This is a genomic window from uncultured Phascolarctobacterium sp. (assembly GCF_934190775.1).
Taxonomy (GTDB): Bacteria; Bacillota; Negativicutes; order Acidaminococcales; family Acidaminococcaceae; genus Phascolarctobacterium_A.
In genome coordinates this window covers 14,776-28,323 of sequence record NZ_CAKPTG010000004.1, presented here as the reverse complement: position 1 = coordinate 28,323, position 13,548 = coordinate 14,776, and the positions used below count along the sequence as shown (strand labels likewise).

15 protein-coding genes and 1 riboswitch are annotated in these 13,548 nt (G+C 50.2%); of the genes, 1 reads left to right on the top strand and 14 read right to left on the bottom strand.

Features of this window, described 5'->3' with window-relative positions; translation table 11 throughout:
- Positions 1-55: 55 nt before the first annotated feature.
- The 6 genes from folK to Q0G26_RS03065 form a co-directional block, all read right to left on the bottom strand.
- Complete coding sequence (gene folK, locus Q0G26_RS03090; RefSeq protein ID WP_293828511.1) at positions 56-514, bottom strand: 2-amino-4-hydroxy-6-hydroxymethyldihydropteridine diphosphokinase; 459 nt, start codon at positions 512-514, stop codon at positions 56-58.
- A gap of 353 nt (positions 515-867) precedes the next feature.
- Positions 868-2,061, bottom strand: a complete 1,194-nt coding sequence (gene folP, locus Q0G26_RS03085) for a dihydropteroate synthase (protein ID WP_293828509.1) — start codon at positions 2,059-2,061, stop codon at positions 868-870.
- Positions 2,052-2,828: a GTP cyclohydrolase FolE2 gene (folE2, locus tag Q0G26_RS03080; protein ID WP_293828507.1), complete on the bottom strand. Its 777-nt coding sequence runs from the start codon at positions 2,826-2,828 to the stop codon at positions 2,052-2,054. The genes folP and folE2 overlap by 10 nt, the downstream gene beginning before the upstream one ends.
- A 1-nt stretch (position 2,829) precedes the next feature.
- Positions 2,830-3,186 (bottom strand): 6-carboxytetrahydropterin synthase QueD, encoded by a 357-nt coding sequence (queD, locus tag Q0G26_RS03075; RefSeq protein ID WP_293388690.1) that lies wholly within the window; start codon positions 3,184-3,186, stop codon positions 2,830-2,832.
- Positions 3,183-3,662: a tRNA (uridine(34)/cytosine(34)/5-carboxymethylaminomethyluridine(34)-2'-O)-methyltransferase TrmL gene (gene trmL, locus Q0G26_RS03070; protein WP_293828505.1), complete on the bottom strand. Its 480-nt coding sequence runs from the start codon at positions 3,660-3,662 to the stop codon at positions 3,183-3,185. The genes queD and trmL overlap by 4 nt, the downstream gene beginning before the upstream one ends.
- A gap of 43 nt (positions 3,663-3,705) precedes the next feature.
- The gene (locus tag Q0G26_RS03065) at positions 3,706-4,650 is read right to left on the bottom strand and encodes a glucosaminidase domain-containing protein (RefSeq protein WP_293828503.1); all 945 of its coding nucleotides are present in this window, start codon (positions 4,648-4,650) and stop codon (positions 3,706-3,708) included.
- A gap of 195 nt (positions 4,651-4,845) precedes the next feature.
- Here Q0G26_RS03065 and Q0G26_RS03060 point away from each other — a divergent pair, with 195 nt between their 5' ends.
- Positions 4,846-5,517: a metal-dependent hydrolase gene (locus Q0G26_RS03060; RefSeq protein WP_293828502.1), complete on the top strand. Its 672-nt coding sequence runs from the start codon at positions 4,846-4,848 to the stop codon at positions 5,515-5,517.
- Positions 5,518-5,527: 10 nt separating this feature from the next.
- Here Q0G26_RS03060 and Q0G26_RS03055 read toward each other — a convergent pair whose 3' ends face one another.
- The 8 genes from Q0G26_RS03055 to rny form a co-directional block, all read right to left on the bottom strand.
- Positions 5,528-6,778 carry a RecQ family ATP-dependent DNA helicase gene (locus Q0G26_RS03055; protein WP_293828500.1) on the bottom strand — a complete coding sequence of 417 codons (1,251 nt, stop codon included), beginning with the start codon at positions 6,776-6,778 and terminating at the stop codon, positions 5,528-5,530.
- Positions 6,779-6,927: 149 nt separating this feature from the next.
- The gene (locus Q0G26_RS03050; protein ID WP_009145133.1) at positions 6,928-7,212 is read right to left on the bottom strand and encodes a zinc-ribbon domain containing protein; all 285 of its coding nucleotides are present in this window, start codon (positions 7,210-7,212) and stop codon (positions 6,928-6,930) included.
- A gap of 382 nt (positions 7,213-7,594) precedes the next feature.
- Positions 7,595-8,236 (bottom strand): histidine phosphatase family protein, encoded by a 642-nt coding sequence (locus Q0G26_RS03045; RefSeq protein ID WP_293828498.1) that lies wholly within the window; start codon positions 8,234-8,236, stop codon positions 7,595-7,597.
- The gene (locus tag Q0G26_RS03040; RefSeq protein WP_293828496.1) at positions 8,236-9,036 is read right to left on the bottom strand and encodes a nicotinate-nucleotide--dimethylbenzimidazole phosphoribosyltransferase; all 801 of its coding nucleotides are present in this window, start codon (positions 9,034-9,036) and stop codon (positions 8,236-8,238) included. The genes Q0G26_RS03045 and Q0G26_RS03040 overlap by 1 nt, the downstream gene beginning before the upstream one ends.
- Before the next feature lie 56 nt (positions 9,037-9,092).
- A complete protein-coding gene (gene cobS, locus Q0G26_RS03035) occupies positions 9,093-9,827 on the bottom strand; it encodes an adenosylcobinamide-GDP ribazoletransferase (RefSeq protein ID WP_293828494.1) in 735 nt (244 codons plus the stop codon).
- 4 nt (positions 9,828-9,831) lie between these two features.
- Positions 9,832-10,842, bottom strand: coding sequence for a nicotinate-nucleotide--dimethylbenzimidazole phosphoribosyltransferase (cobT, locus tag Q0G26_RS03030; RefSeq protein ID WP_293828492.1), 1,011 nt, complete (start codon positions 10,840-10,842; stop codon positions 9,832-9,834).
- A gap of 8 nt (positions 10,843-10,850) precedes the next feature.
- Complete coding sequence (gene cobU / locus Q0G26_RS03025; RefSeq protein ID WP_210684739.1) at positions 10,851-11,429, bottom strand: bifunctional adenosylcobinamide kinase/adenosylcobinamide-phosphate guanylyltransferase; 579 nt, start codon at positions 11,427-11,429, stop codon at positions 10,851-10,853.
- Positions 11,430-11,575: 146 nt separating this feature from the next.
- Positions 11,576-11,759: riboswitch (cobalamin riboswitch) on the bottom strand.
- 81 nt (positions 11,760-11,840) lie between these two features.
- Complete coding sequence (rny, locus tag Q0G26_RS03020) at positions 11,841-13,385, bottom strand: ribonuclease Y (RefSeq protein WP_293828491.1); 1,545 nt, start codon at positions 13,383-13,385, stop codon at positions 11,841-11,843.
- Positions 13,386-13,548: the final 163 nt, after the last annotated feature.

Here is a 13,548-nt window from a genome sequence, read left to right as displayed (position 1 = left end):
TTAATTATAGCACAAGCGCATATTTGCTGTAAAACAAATCGCTCGTGCCATAGCATTATTTATTCAGTTCCGCCGCCATTTCCCGTACAGTCTTATGCAGCAGCGGATGCACCAGCTCCGGTGCAATATCCGCAAGCGGCAGCAGCACAAAATCCCTGTTCTGCATATCGGGATGCGGCAGCGTAAGCTCCGGCGTCTGCATCACGACATTTTCGTAAAGCAGCAAATCCAGATCAATATTGCGCTCGCCCCAATGACGCAGGCGCACACGCCCCATCGCCAGCTCCGTTGCCAAAAGCGTACGCAAAAGCGCCACAGGCTCCAGATTAGTGCGCACCCTGCACACAGCATTCAAAAACTGCGGCTGGTCCGTCACACCATAAGGCTCCGTAGCAAAATAGCCGGAAACCTGCAATACCTCCACGCCCTGCTGCATCAGCAGCATCAGCGCACGCTGTAAATTCTTTTTCTTATCGCCCAGGTTACTGCCCAAGGCAACATATGCAATAGCCATTTCAGACTCCTGTTCTTTTGATGTGATGATGATAGACTTAGCAACAAAATAAACGATACTGTCGCAGCAATTATTCTGTCGCGGCGAAAGCATAAAAATTTTAGGCAATGAGTGCCTGGAACAACAGAAATTGCAATACTGTTTGAGCGCTAAGCTGACTTCTACAGAAAAACGCTTCGCCTAGCGCGAGTTTATTGCAATTTCGTCTTTGTTCCGCACGAAATTGCCGTTAAAAAATTTTTCGCTGCAGCGTGACAAATAATTGCTAAAACATTTCTTCCTGTAACACAATAAGCGATACTATCGCAGTAATTATTCCGTCGCAGCGTGACAGATAATTGCTGAAACAAAACCTACTCCGCGCTGCCGCGCAAAATAGCCTCCAGCGTGCGAATCGCCCGCACATTCTCCTCAACATCATGCACGCGCACCATCTGCGCTCCCGCGTAAATCGCCTGCAGGCTCGTCGCAATCGTTCCCTCCAAACGCTGCTCCGCCGGCACACCGCCCAGCACAGCACCAAGCGTGCTCTTGCGTGAAGCCGCCAGCAGCACAGGATAACCAAAGCTCGTCAAAGCCTTCAAATCACGCATCAGCAGCAAATTCTGCTCCACATTCTTGGCAAAGCCGATACCCGGATCAAGAATAATCTTATCCGCACTCACACCGCGCTCACGCAAAAGCTGTGCTCTCTGCGCCAGATAAACAGCAACCTCCTGCACAACATCCTTGTACTCGCAGTTCTGCTGCATATTCTTCGGCGTACCGCGCATATGCATAAGAATAATCGGCGCTTTAGTTGCCACAACCACATCAGCCATGCGCGGGTCAACCTCCATCGCACTGATATCGTTGATAATATCAGCACCGGCAGCAATAGCTGCCTCCGCCGTATCCGCACGATAGGTATCAATAGAAATAACAGCATCGGGATAAGCCTTACGCAAAGCAGTAATCGCAGGAATTACGCGGCGGCGCTCCTCCTCCCCATCAACGCTGTCACTGCCCGGACGGGTAGACTCACCGCCGATATCCAGCACACCGGCACCCGCAGCAAGCATTCTGCCGGCACGCTCCACCAGCTCCTCCATAGCAGGAACACGGCTGCCTTCATAAAAAGAATCGGGCGTAACGTTCAGAATACCCATCACGCACATCTTCTCGTAGGTCAGCACGCGGCCGTCAGCCAATGTAGTGCACAGCTTTTGCGGCGTCAGCGCCATCTCCAGATCAATAGCAGCCTGAGGAATGCCAAAGTACGGCATCTGCGCCATTTTCTTCAGCAGTACCTTATAATGCTTCAGCGTACCCAAAAGCAGGATATCAACATACTTCGCAGCACAGGTAACAGCACCCACCGGTGTTACGGCGTCGCCGCCTACCGCCAGCATCTCCTGCTTGATAATATTCGCTGCCGGAGTACGCACACCAAGCAGCTTAAACGGAATAATCTCCGCCTTATGCGCAAAAATAGGCAGACTGTCGGCATGAGCGCCGATGCTTGCCAGCGCTGCCTCCAAACCTTCACGGTTAACCTTTAATAACATTCATTCTCACCTTTTTCCACAACAGCAAAAGCGTTATGATTATGGATGCTTTCCATGCTCTCCACCTCTGCACGATACCAGGTAATGCGCTTATCCGCCTCCAGGCGCAAAGCAACCTCACGCACGGCATCCTCCACAAAACGCGGATTCTCATAAGCATGCTCCGTAACGAACTTCTCGTCAGGACGCTTCAAAAGACCGTAAAGCGGCGTGCTTGCAGAAGCCTCGGCATATTCCACCAGCTCCTCCAGCCACACCATCTCCTGCGCCTCAACCTCCAGCTTTGCCCAGGCACGCTGGTTATGCGCACCGTATTCGCTGATTTCCTTAGAGCACGGACACAGCGTCTGCACAGGCACAACAGCAGTAATACGCCAACGCAGCTTTTCACCCTTCTCAGCCTTATACACGCAATCGATATCCATCGGCGCTTCCATGCCGCTCACAGGAGCCTTCTTCGTCACAAAATACGGGAACTTCAGCTCGATAAAAGCTCTTTCAGCCTGCAGATGCTGCTTCAGCTGATCCAAAATAGCCTCCACATCAGCGAGGCCGACAGGGCCGAGCGTGCGCAAACACTCCACAAAGCGGCTCATATGCGTACCACGCATATCATGCGGCAAATCCACAGCCAACGTCACCTCTGCGACGCTGTGCTGCGTACCGCGCGCTTTATCGCGCAGCTCAATCGGCCAGCGCAGGCCCTTTATTCCCACATGCTTCAAAGGAATATTGCGTAAATCCTTTTCGCTTTGTACATCCTTCACGTCATTCACCTCTGTACACGCAGCCACTGGTGCGAGTTTCCCAAACTTCTACTTCATATAAATGATAATGGTCGCTCTTAAGCAGCTCCACTAATTTATTCCAAACCCAGACGCTGATATTTTCTGCAGAAGGCACCGGCAGAATATCATTCAGGCAGGCATGGTCCAGATGCGCCAGCACCTCGTCCTTCACCAGATTCTTCAGCTTAATGAAATCAATAACCATACCCTCGTGGTCAGGAGTACCCTCCACCTTTACCACTAGCTTATAGGTATGACCGTGTAAATGCTCGCACTTGCCGTTATAGGCAGGCAGATAATGCGCAGCGTCAAAATCGAATTCCTTGATAATTATCATTTATACTCTCCTCCATAAAGGGTTAAATCAGCAAAACCGTTCTGGCGCAGAGCCTCATAAGCCACAATCGCCACGGAATTGGACAAGTTCAAAGAGCGTGCATCCTCAATCATCGGAATACGGATGCAGCTTTCGGGATATTCATGCAGCAAGCTTTCTGGCAGACCGGCAGTTTCCTTGCCGAAAATCAGCAGGCTGTCCTGAGCATACTGCACATCGGCATAAGAGCTGTGTGCCTTCGTCGTCAGGAAATACTTAGGATTATCCTTATATTTTTCCAGCACCTCATAAACGCTGTCATAATAATGGATATCGACAAGATGCCAATAATCCAGACCTGCACGCTTCAAATATTTATCCTCTACAGAAAAACCAAGCGGACGAACCAAATGCAGGTGGCAGCCGGTTGCTGCGCACAGACGTGCAATATTACCGGTATTGCCGGGAATTTCCGGTTCAACTAAAACTATATGCATTTTACTGAATGCCTCCTCAGCGGACTGCAACGCAGTCCATAATTTATTTTTGCTCCTGCAGTATTTCAGAAACTCTTTGCTTCATACTGCGTTTCTTTTTATTCTTTTCCTTAACCGGTTCAGCCGGTGCCGGCTTAACCGCCTCCACAGGCTGCTGTGCCAGGATTTTCTGATAGGTAGCCATAATCTTTTCGCAATACAGCGAACCCATCGCCCAAGTACCGTTCAAACCGTACCAGGTGTTGACAACACCGCGCTCCAGGCGGATATTATGCGCCAGGTCATAGCGCGGATCGACAATATCGGTTGAAGGGCGCTTCGTCTGCGTATAAGCCAGCAGATGCTGGATATGCGCACGCACGCCCATTTGCGGTGTAGCAAAGGACGCACCGCGCACACCGCCGCCGATAGTACCGAGACCACAGAAATTATTCTGATGATGCAGCACATCACCGCCATAGCGGTAAGCGCCTGTTTCTACCAATGATTGCGCCAGTGCAAGGTCAGGACGCACGTTTTCACGCTTAGCCTCCTGCCAGTACAGCTCAACAAGCTCCTCTACCGGGCAGGCCAGCTTCACAGCCGGGTTAGCCGCCAAAATATAGGCAACAGCCTGCGCCTTGCTGGCAATCGCCTCACCGTAAATAGCGATATTACGGTAATCGTCCGGCAGCTGAGTACCGGAAAAATAAAACTTGCCGTCCTTCTCCTGCAGCAGCGACGGACGCGGAGCGGCAGGAACATTTATCGTACCGGCAGGCGGTTTAGCCACCGGTTTGGTAGATACTACAATTTTATCCTTTTCCTGAGTTATTTGGACAGCGCGCTGCTTTTTGTTCAACAGCTTCTTATCCTTTTTATCAGCGATAATGGTCTGCTTAGAGGCAGGCGCTTCATCAGCGACCTCGCGCACAGTCGCCGCACACACGCCGGCGTACAGCGACAGGCCCAGCAGAACACACGCAAAAGTAAATTTTTTATAGTTCATAGCGCATTACTCCTATATATATCACGCTATCAATTTTACCGCACCTGAGGCAAAATTGTAAAGTTTTTCCCACCCCTGCAGTGAGGAATTCACAAAAAAGTAGATTTAAGCTATAATATTTATAAGATAACAGTCAAGCGCTATCTTATTTAATATAAAATAGCAATCAACTTGTCAAATTAAGGAGGGAAAATTATGTCCGCAAAATTCCATTTCATCAACCATGCCTGCTTTATTCTGGAAAAAAATAATTCCGCTATTATCTTCGACCCGTATCTGGACGATAATCCGGAAGGACTCACCGCCAAAGACATCAAGGTTGATTATATTTTCGTCAGCCACGGTCACTTCGACCATTTGGGCAGTGCCTTTGAAATCGCCAAAAATTGTGACGCTACCATCATCTCTACTGCCGAAATCTGCGGTCTGGCGCAGGAAGCCGGCTGCAAAGCACACGCTATGCATCTTGGCGGCACCTTTAAGTTTCCCTTCGGCAAGGTTCGCCTGACGCTGGCCTTCCACGGCAGCGGCGTTCCCGGCGGTCACGCCTGCGGTATCGTCATCGATTTCTACGGCACCAAGCTGTACTTCGCCGGTGACACCGCACTCTTCAGCGATATGCAGCTGCTGCCCAAGCTCGACGCTTTTGAATACGCAGTGCTTCCCATCGGCGGCAACTTCACTATGGACCCCAACGATGCGCTTATCGCCTGCAAGCTGCTGCAGGCAAAATACGTTATTCCCGTACATTACAACACCTGGCCGCCCATCGCTCAGGACGTGGAAGCCTTCAAGGCTGCCGTTGAGGACGAAACCGACAGCAAGGTGCTCATTGTAAAACCGGGCAATACTATTGATATCGATTAAAAATTAAAAATTAAAACTTCAAAAACTTACGCCACGAAGCGTTCTTATTCACGTCGCAGTTGCCGCAATTGTTGCACTGCGACGTTGTTTTTTCTCCGAAATATTCCAGCAGTACCTTGCGCAGACACATGGACGTATTGCAGTAGTTGGTCATTTTGCTCAGCAGCTGCAGCTCGTGCTCCTTCCAGGTCAAATCCGGCTGGTCGTGGCCGATGAGATAAGTATTGACCGCAATATCCGCCTTATCGTAAAGCAGCAGACATTCCGCAGGCAGGCCGTCACGCCCTGCGCGCCCTGCCTCCTGATAATAGCTTTCGATATCCTTGGGCATATTATAATGCACCACAAAGCGTACATCCGGCTTATCGATGCCCATACCGAAGGCATTGGTTGCCACAATCAGCGGCACACTGCCGCCGACGAAAGCATTCTGATTCTCACGCCGCTCCTCCGGCGTCAGGCCCGCGTGATAGCGCAAGGCACTGAAGCCCTGGCGCCGCAAAAGCTGCGTCACGCTTTCCACCTTGTTGCGCGTAGCACAGTAAACTACGCCGCAATCCTTTTTATGCTTACGCATAAACTCCAGCAGCGAGCGCTCCTTATCCTGCGTGCGCTGCACAGCAAAATGCAGATTAGGCCTGTCAAAGCCCGTCACCACAATTTTTGCCTCCGGAATGCCCAAGCGTTTGATAATATCACAGCGTACATCCGGTGTAGCCGTAGCAGTAAAGGCTGCCACCAACGGCTTCGTCGGCAAGGCCTGAATAAAATCGGGGATATTATAATACTCCTTGCGGAAGCTGTGTCCCCACTGCGATACGCAGTGCGCCTCGTCCACCGCCACCATCGTAATATAAGCCTGACGGGCAAAATCAATAAATTGCTGGTTGACCAATCGCTCCGGCGCTACGTACAAAAACTTGCACTGCTTGTTGAGCGCAGCATGCAGCACTCGGCCATACTCATTGCTGCTCATGCTGCTGTCAAGATAAGCTGCCGGAATACCGCGGGCCGTCAGCGCCTCCGCCTGGTCCTTCATCAACGATATCAGCGGCGAAATAACCAGCGTCACACCCTTCAGCAGCAGCGAAGGCAGCTGAAAGCAGATGCTCTTGCCTGCACCCGTAGGCAGCACTGCTAAAACAGGCTGTCCATGTAATATTTCACTTATAATTTCTTCCTGCCCTGTGCGAAAGCTGCTGTAGCCATAAAAATGCTGCAGCGCGCGGTGCAGAAAGTCACTGTCTATAATACGTGCCATAAAGCTCCCTTGCTTCGAATAATTTATATTGTAAAAAGTATAGCATATAAGCACTTTTATGTAAAACAACTTTCGTTTTTTCTATGATTGGCTAATAAAAAACAGGTACAGCCTAAGCTGTACCTGAATTTGTTACTTCAAGCGTCTAATTAGTGTTTACGTGCGTTGAAGCATTCGCGGCAGTAAACCGGACGATCGCTGGGTTTGAACGGTACCATGGTCTCTTTACCGCATTCAGCGCAAACTGCGGGGAACATTTCGCGTTGCGGACGGTCGTTTTGTACGCCCATGCGTTGTTTGCGAGCTTGACGGCAAGCCGGGCAACGGCGCGGTTCGTTAGTGAAGCCCTTTTCTGCGTAGAACTCTTGCTCGGAAGCGGTGAATACGAATTCGTTGCCGCACTCGCAGCAGGTTAAAGTCTTGTCTTCTTTCATTGTTTAATCACTCCTAATCATAGATAGAACATACCCCAAAGAACGCATTAAGATGTTTACCTTGGCTTCCCCATGTCATCTATGATAGAAGAAGTTAGGAACTTAAACGGACCACTGAGATACACCTCTTACAGTATATAGTAAGCGCCTGTAAAAGTCAATCTTAGTTTATCAAAAATGCGTAAATTCTTTAATAAGAAACTTTTCATTTCTCAACATATGCTCAAATCCGCTTGTTAACAGTGCTCACAGAAAAAGCTTGCGTTTAAAATAATGGTGCACATCGGTAAGTTTACAGCAAAAACCATGACTGTCTTTTTTGCCGCCTTATAGAAAAACCGCGACAGCTTTTTACGTCTGCGCGGTTTTCATGCTTTAATTTTTATTTATGCAGCCAGTTTACAGAGCTTCCCTGCTCTCTAGCAAAGTGAGCATCATTGATGGTTTCGGCAATAATATTACCCTGCCAGTCATTCAGCGTGCTGACAGAAACATTATGCACACTCAGCTTCCACAGATTGTTCAGCGGTATGCCCAAAAGCAGGCACAGCTGCACGCGGATAATACCACCATGCGATACAATCGCGATATTTTTATCGTGGCCTTCACGCTCGAAGATATAGTCAAAGGCTGCCTGACAGCGACGCGCTGCATCATGAAAGCTTTCGCCCTGCGGCGGAATCCATTCGCCCGGACGCGTCAGGAAATCATCCATCTCCTTAGGCCAGCGGCGGCTGATTTCCGCATATTCCAGGCCCTCCCAGGCACCGAAGCTTACCTCCTGCAGCAAATCCAGCGGCTGGTAGGACATATTTTTGCTCATAGCCAGCGGTGCTGCCGTCATGCAGGCACGCAGCATAGAGCTGCAGTAAATCTTGTCAACCGGCAGATGCTGCATATAGGCAGCCAGCTTCTCGGACTGCTCCAGACCTTTGGCATTCAGCGTCATGTTGATGCGTCCCTGAAAGCGGTGTCCCTTGTTGCTGTCCGTTTCACCATGACGGATTAAATATATTTTACCCATTAAGCCTTCGCTCCTTTTTTAGATTGCTCTGCCAGGGAAAATTCCTTCATCTCCGCATGCACGCCTGCTTCCTCAAAGGTTTCCATTTCCTTGTAGGCCTTGATGCCGGCGTTGAACAGCGTAAAGCAGACAGCAGCGCCCTCACCGGCGCCGTCAGGAATATTCAGGCGCAATGGTGCCGTAAGACCCAGCTCCTGCAGACATTCTTCCGCCCCCGGCTCTGCGGAAACGTGACCGGCAAAGCAGTAATCCAACACTGCAGGTGCCATTTCCGCCGCCTTTTTGGCAGCCTTGCAGACAGCAACGCCGTCCAGCATTACCGGCACCTTCATCGCTGCAGCCTGCAGCAGAGCGCCGGCCATTGCAGTGCGCACCATCTCATTATCAGGCTTGGAAAGACAGCCGAAGCCCAACAGCTCCAATCCCTTCTCATGCACCAGCTCCTGCACCAGGGCAGCGCCCTCCTCCAGAGCGTCAGCCTCCTCCTCCGAGGTTACGAGCAGAGCCACAGCCTTCGCACCGGTTTCTGCAGCAAGCACATTCACCGGCCATTTGGCGTGCATAATTTTTTCGGCCTGGGCAGCCTCTTCGATACCGCACCATACCAGTAAATCGCGTTTAGGATAATCTAAATCCTCTTTTTCATAAATGCCCTTGATACCGCAATAGCGCGAGGTCATTTCTTCCAGCTTGGCCAGACTGCCGACAGGCTTGATCAGATTATCAAAGCGTGTCTGCGCCAGCTTCATACAGCCTCTGTCCGCAGGCACAATCTTTTGGATTATTTCTTCTATATGCATAGCATTTTTCCTTTCTGTCTCTTTAGAATTCGGCAAAATATTGCCGGGGAAATATATCAGATTATATAGGTTGCGAGCATCAGGTAAACCACCACGCCGCATTCCGTCAAAAAGCCGTAGGTATCACCGGTAAGACCGCCCAGCTGACCGCTGAGGAAATGCGCAATGCCCTGGCAGATAACGAAGGCCGCTATTGCCGTATACAGATACGGCAGACCGCAGGCTGCGACAAGCGCCAGACAAAGTGCAAAGGCAATATAGGTGTACATCGGCTTGGCATAGGCCTTAAACATATGACCGATACCGGTTTTGCGTGCATACTTGTAGTTGACGATGTAGGTAACCATAAAGGTGCGCGTTGCTACAAAAACCGCAACCAGAGCAAACGACAGCTTTACCGGCGGCAGCGTAGTATAGGCAGCCACCTTCAGCAACACGAGGCAGACAAGTGCGATAACAGCGTTGGAGCCTACGTGGCTGTCCTTCATGATTTCCAGCATACGCTCACGGTCACGGGCGCTGAAAACACCGTCGGAGGTATCCATAAAGCCGTCGTACATCAGCGCGCCGATAATAATCAGCTCCGCCAGCACCAGCATCACCGCACGCATTAAATCAGGTGTGTGCAGATAATACAGACCGTAATTTACCGCCCCCATAAAAATGCCCATTACCAGACCGACCAACGGGAAGTACGGCACGCTGCGGCTGAAATCGTCATCATGCCAGTCCGTGCGGTTGGAAAAGCGGATTCTGGTCAAAAATTCCAGACAAGTTACAAAATCACGCATTACATCACCTGCTTAAATGATTATACACATCCATAGCTGCCTGCAGCACAACAATAGCCAGAGAAGCACCGGTGCCCTCGCCCAGGCGCATACCTGCATCAACAATCGGGGAAAGCTGCAGCAGCTCCAGCATTTTCTTGTGGGAAATATCACTGCTCAGATGCGAGCACAGCATATAATCGCGGCACTGCGGATAGAGGCCGTAGGCCAGCAGTGCTGCAGCCGTAGCGTTGACACCGTCAACCATAGTCGGCACACGGCGGCGGGCCGCGCCGATAATTACACCGGCCAGACCTGCGTGGTCATAGCCGCCGACCTTGCAGAGAATATCCATTGCATCGCCCTGCTTCGGCATATTTTTTGCCAAACCGTCGATAACAACCTGACGTTTAATCTTCATGCGTTCGTCATTGATACCGCTGCCACGGCCGACAGTCAGCTGCGGGGCCAAGCCTAAAAAGGCGCTGGCAATAGCAGAGGTAGAGGTGGTATTGCCGATGCCCATTTCGCCTGTATAAAGCATATTATAGCCCTGGTCGATGCACATATCAGCCATTTCGATGCCAACGGCAATCGCTTTTTCCGCCTGCTCGCGTGTCATCGCCGGTCCCTGGGTGAAGTCATTTGTTCCCCAGGCCACCTTTTTCTGATAAACCTTGGGCAAATCGCTCAAATCAAAGGCAGTACCCACATCGCAGACGAAAACATCAGCGTGCGCATGACGTGCCAGTACGGTAGCGCCTGCAGTACCGCGCATATAGCCGTTAATCATCTGACGTGTTACCTCCTGCGGATAAGCACTGACGCCGTATTTCGCAATACCATGGTCACCGCACATCAGAACCATCGCTGTCTTTAATTTATCCGGTAAATCCTTGCCAATCATGCCTGCAAGGCCTACAACCATATCCTCCAGCTTGCCCAGATTAGCTGCCGGCTTGTCTATCTTAGCGTAGCCTGCCCGCACTTCTTGCATACGTTCTTCATCCAGAGCAGGTATTATGATTTTCTCCATATCAGTCGTTATTCTCCTTCATCCTCAAATTTAAAAGCCAATTTTTTTACGTCTACGGCCTGACCTGCCACACAATAATAAACATGATCAGCCGCATCTGCCACACGCTGGTTAACCCAGCCGGCAAGGTCACGGTATTCACGCGCCATCTGATTATCCGGCACAATACCGCTGCCCACCTCATTCGTAACAAAGACAACGATTTTGCCGCAATTTCGTGCTGCTGCCAGCACCTTGTCAATTTCATCAAATACTACCTGACAGCGCTCCAGGAATTCACCCTCCGGCGCATCCTTGCCGTAAAGCAGGTTACACATATAAACAGTCAGGCAGTCAAACAGAACCGCTCCTGTTTCCGCTGACAGCGCTTCAAGCGTGCGCTCGGCATGATAAGGCGCTTCGTGATTAATCCAACGCGCATCACGACGCTGACGGTGCAGACGCACGCGCTCCGCCATTTCCTCATCCAGGATTTCTGCCGTAGCAACGTAATCGCATTTGGGAGAATAATGCAATACATAGCGTTCAGCGAATTCGCTCTTGCCGCTGCGTGCTCCACCGGTAACCATAATGATTTTCCCAGGCATATTTTTACCTCCCTTCGTTTTAATATGCTGCATGCTTTTCACGTTATGTCCAAATGAAAAAAGCTCCCTTGCGGGAGATTCACAAAATGCAGCTGCAGCCAAAAATTCTATATTTACGCATACCAAAGCCAGCCTATCTCCCGTAGGCTCCAAGCTTCGTAACAGGCAGGTCTCCTGGCTTAGCTTCATCGCCCTCAGCGCCTTCCCAACTTGCGTCAGTGACATAATTGCCTGGGCTCCACTTACAGTAGCGGGACTGCTCCGGATTCTCACCGGCATTCCCTTTTCAGCGTCGGCCGTCGCCGTCGCACCTGTCAAAAAAATTCCAATTATATATATTCGACAGCAATCACTATAATCCTGCCAAAGCATAAAAAAAGAGCTGCCTAAACAGCTCTTTTTTGAATTTCGTTATTTTGCGTAATCAACCGCACGGGTTTCGCGGATGATAACAACCTTGATCTGACCGGGATATTCCATTTCAGCTTCAATCTTCTTGGAGATATCGCGTGCCAGAAGCACAGCGGAAGCATCATCGATAACATCCGGCTTAACCATAATGCGGATTTCGCGGCCAGCCTGTACGGCATAGCATTTTTCAACGCCCTCAAAGGACTCAGAAATTTCTTCCAATCGAGTTAAGCGCTTCAGGTAGCTTTCCAGAGTTTCGCGTCTTGCACCCGGGCGGGCAGCAGATACTGCGTCAGCGGCAGATACCAGAACAGCTTCAACACTCTTAGGCTCGCAGTCACCATGATGCGCCAGAATAGCATTGACAATCAAGTCGGACTCACGGAACTTCTTGGCAATTTCGCCGCCGATTTCAACGTGAGAGCCTTCCATTTCATGGTCAATAGCCTTGCCGATATCATGCAGCAGGCCGGCACGTTTTGCCAGAACAACGTCAACACCAAGCTCAGAAGCCATTACACCTGCCAGGTTAGCAACCTCAACAGAATGGTTCAGGACATTCTGACCATAGCTGGTACGATATTTCAGGCGGCCCAGCAGCTTAATCAGTTCGGGGTGCAGGCCATGCACACCGACAGCAAAGGTAGCCTGTTCGCCGGCTTCCTTAATCTTCTGCTCAACCTCTTTTTGTGCCTTTTCAACCATTTCCTCAATGCGGGACGGATGAATACGGCCGTCATTAATCAATTTTTCCAGAGCGATACGGGCAACCTCGCGGCGTACCGGATCAAAGCCGGAAATAATAACAGCCTCCGGAGTATCATCGATAATCAGATCGATGCCGGTAAGGGTTTCCAGGGTGCGGATGTTACGGCCTTCACGACCGATAATGCGGCCCTTCATTTCATCGTTAGGCAAGCCTACTACGGAAACGGTGGTTTCCGCTACATGGTCTGCTGCACAACGCTGAATTGCCAGGGAGATAATCTCTCTTGCCTTGCGGTCTGCCTCATCCTTAGCCTGTTGCTCCAGATCCTTAACCATCATAGCAGATTCATGCTTAACCTCTTCCTCGAGGGATTGCAGCAGCTCCTGCTTTGCTTCGTCACTGGTCAGTCCGGAAATACGCTCCAGCTCAACCTGACGTTTTTCCAACATAGCATCAGCCTTCTCCTGAGCAGCGTTCAGACGCTGTTCCTTAGAAGCCAGCTTTTCTTCTTTGCGTTCGAAGGATTCGATTTTACGGTCCAGATTTTCTTCTTTTTGCAACAGACGACGCTCCTGACGCTGCAGGTCATTACGTCTGTCTTTATTTTCACGCTCCATATCGGAACGCAGACGATGGATTTCTTCTTTAGCCTCCATCATGATTTCTTTGCGTTTTGCTTCGCCGGTCTGCTCCGCATCCTGTACAATACGGATAGCCTGCTCTTCTGCAGTAGCAATTTTACCTTCAGCAACATTTTTGCGAACCAGATAACCTACCGCACCGCCGGCCAGACCAACTACAACAGCTGTACCGATAATTTCTAAAATCGTCCTCACCTCCTAAATGTAGATTTTTCCAAGATTTTTTTGCATAGTAACAGCAGGCGCCTGTTTGCGTCTGCTATAGATGTCCTTATTCCGTTGAATCTATAATAAATTATGTATTATCTATTCTGAAATAGGGCAAAAAATAAGGCAACCGCTTTACGCGTCGCCTCGT

What these genes read in the sequence shown, in the direction of transcription:
- folK (WP_293828511.1), bottom strand. Translation starts at nt 514, where the DNA reads ATGGCTATTGCATATGTTGCCTTGGGCAGTAACCTGGGCGATAAGAAA.
- folP (WP_293828509.1), bottom strand. Translation starts at nt 2,061, where the DNA reads ATGTTATTAAAGGTTAACCGTGAAGGTTTGGAGGCAGCGCTGGCAAGC.
- queD (WP_293388690.1), bottom strand. Translation starts at nt 3,186, where the DNA reads ATGATAATTATCAAGGAATTCGATTTTGACGCTGCGCATTATCTGCCT.
- trmL (WP_293828505.1), bottom strand. Translation starts at nt 3,662, where the DNA reads ATGCATATAGTTTTAGTTGAACCGGAAATTCCCGGCAATACCGGTAAT.
- Q0G26_RS03065 (WP_293828503.1), bottom strand. Translation starts at nt 4,650, where the DNA reads ATGAACTATAAAAAATTTACTTTTGCGTGTGTTCTGCTGGGCCTGTCG.
- Q0G26_RS03060 (WP_293828502.1), top strand. Translation starts at nt 4,846, where the DNA reads ATGTCCGCAAAATTCCATTTCATCAACCATGCCTGCTTTATTCTGGAA.
- Q0G26_RS03055 (WP_293828500.1), bottom strand. Translation starts at nt 6,778, where the DNA reads ATGGCACGTATTATAGACAGTGACTTTCTGCACCGCGCGCTGCAGCAT.
- Q0G26_RS03050 (WP_009145133.1), bottom strand. Translation starts at nt 7,212, where the DNA reads ATGAAAGAAGACAAGACTTTAACCTGCTGCGAGTGCGGCAACGAATTC.
- Q0G26_RS03045 (WP_293828498.1), bottom strand. Translation starts at nt 8,236, where the DNA reads ATGGGTAAAATATATTTAATCCGTCATGGTGAAACGGACAGCAACAAG.
- Q0G26_RS03040 (WP_293828496.1), bottom strand. Translation starts at nt 9,036, where the DNA reads ATGCATATAGAAGAAATAATCCAAAAGATTGTGCCTGCGGACAGAGGC.
- cobS (WP_293828494.1), bottom strand. Translation starts at nt 9,827, where the DNA reads ATGCGTGATTTTGTAACTTGTCTGGAATTTTTGACCAGAATCCGCTTT.
- cobT (WP_293828492.1), bottom strand. Translation starts at nt 10,842, where the DNA reads ATGGAGAAAATCATAATACCTGCTCTGGATGAAGAACGTATGCAAGAA.
- cobU (WP_210684739.1), bottom strand. Translation starts at nt 11,429, where the DNA reads ATGCCTGGGAAAATCATTATGGTTACCGGTGGAGCACGCAGCGGCAAG.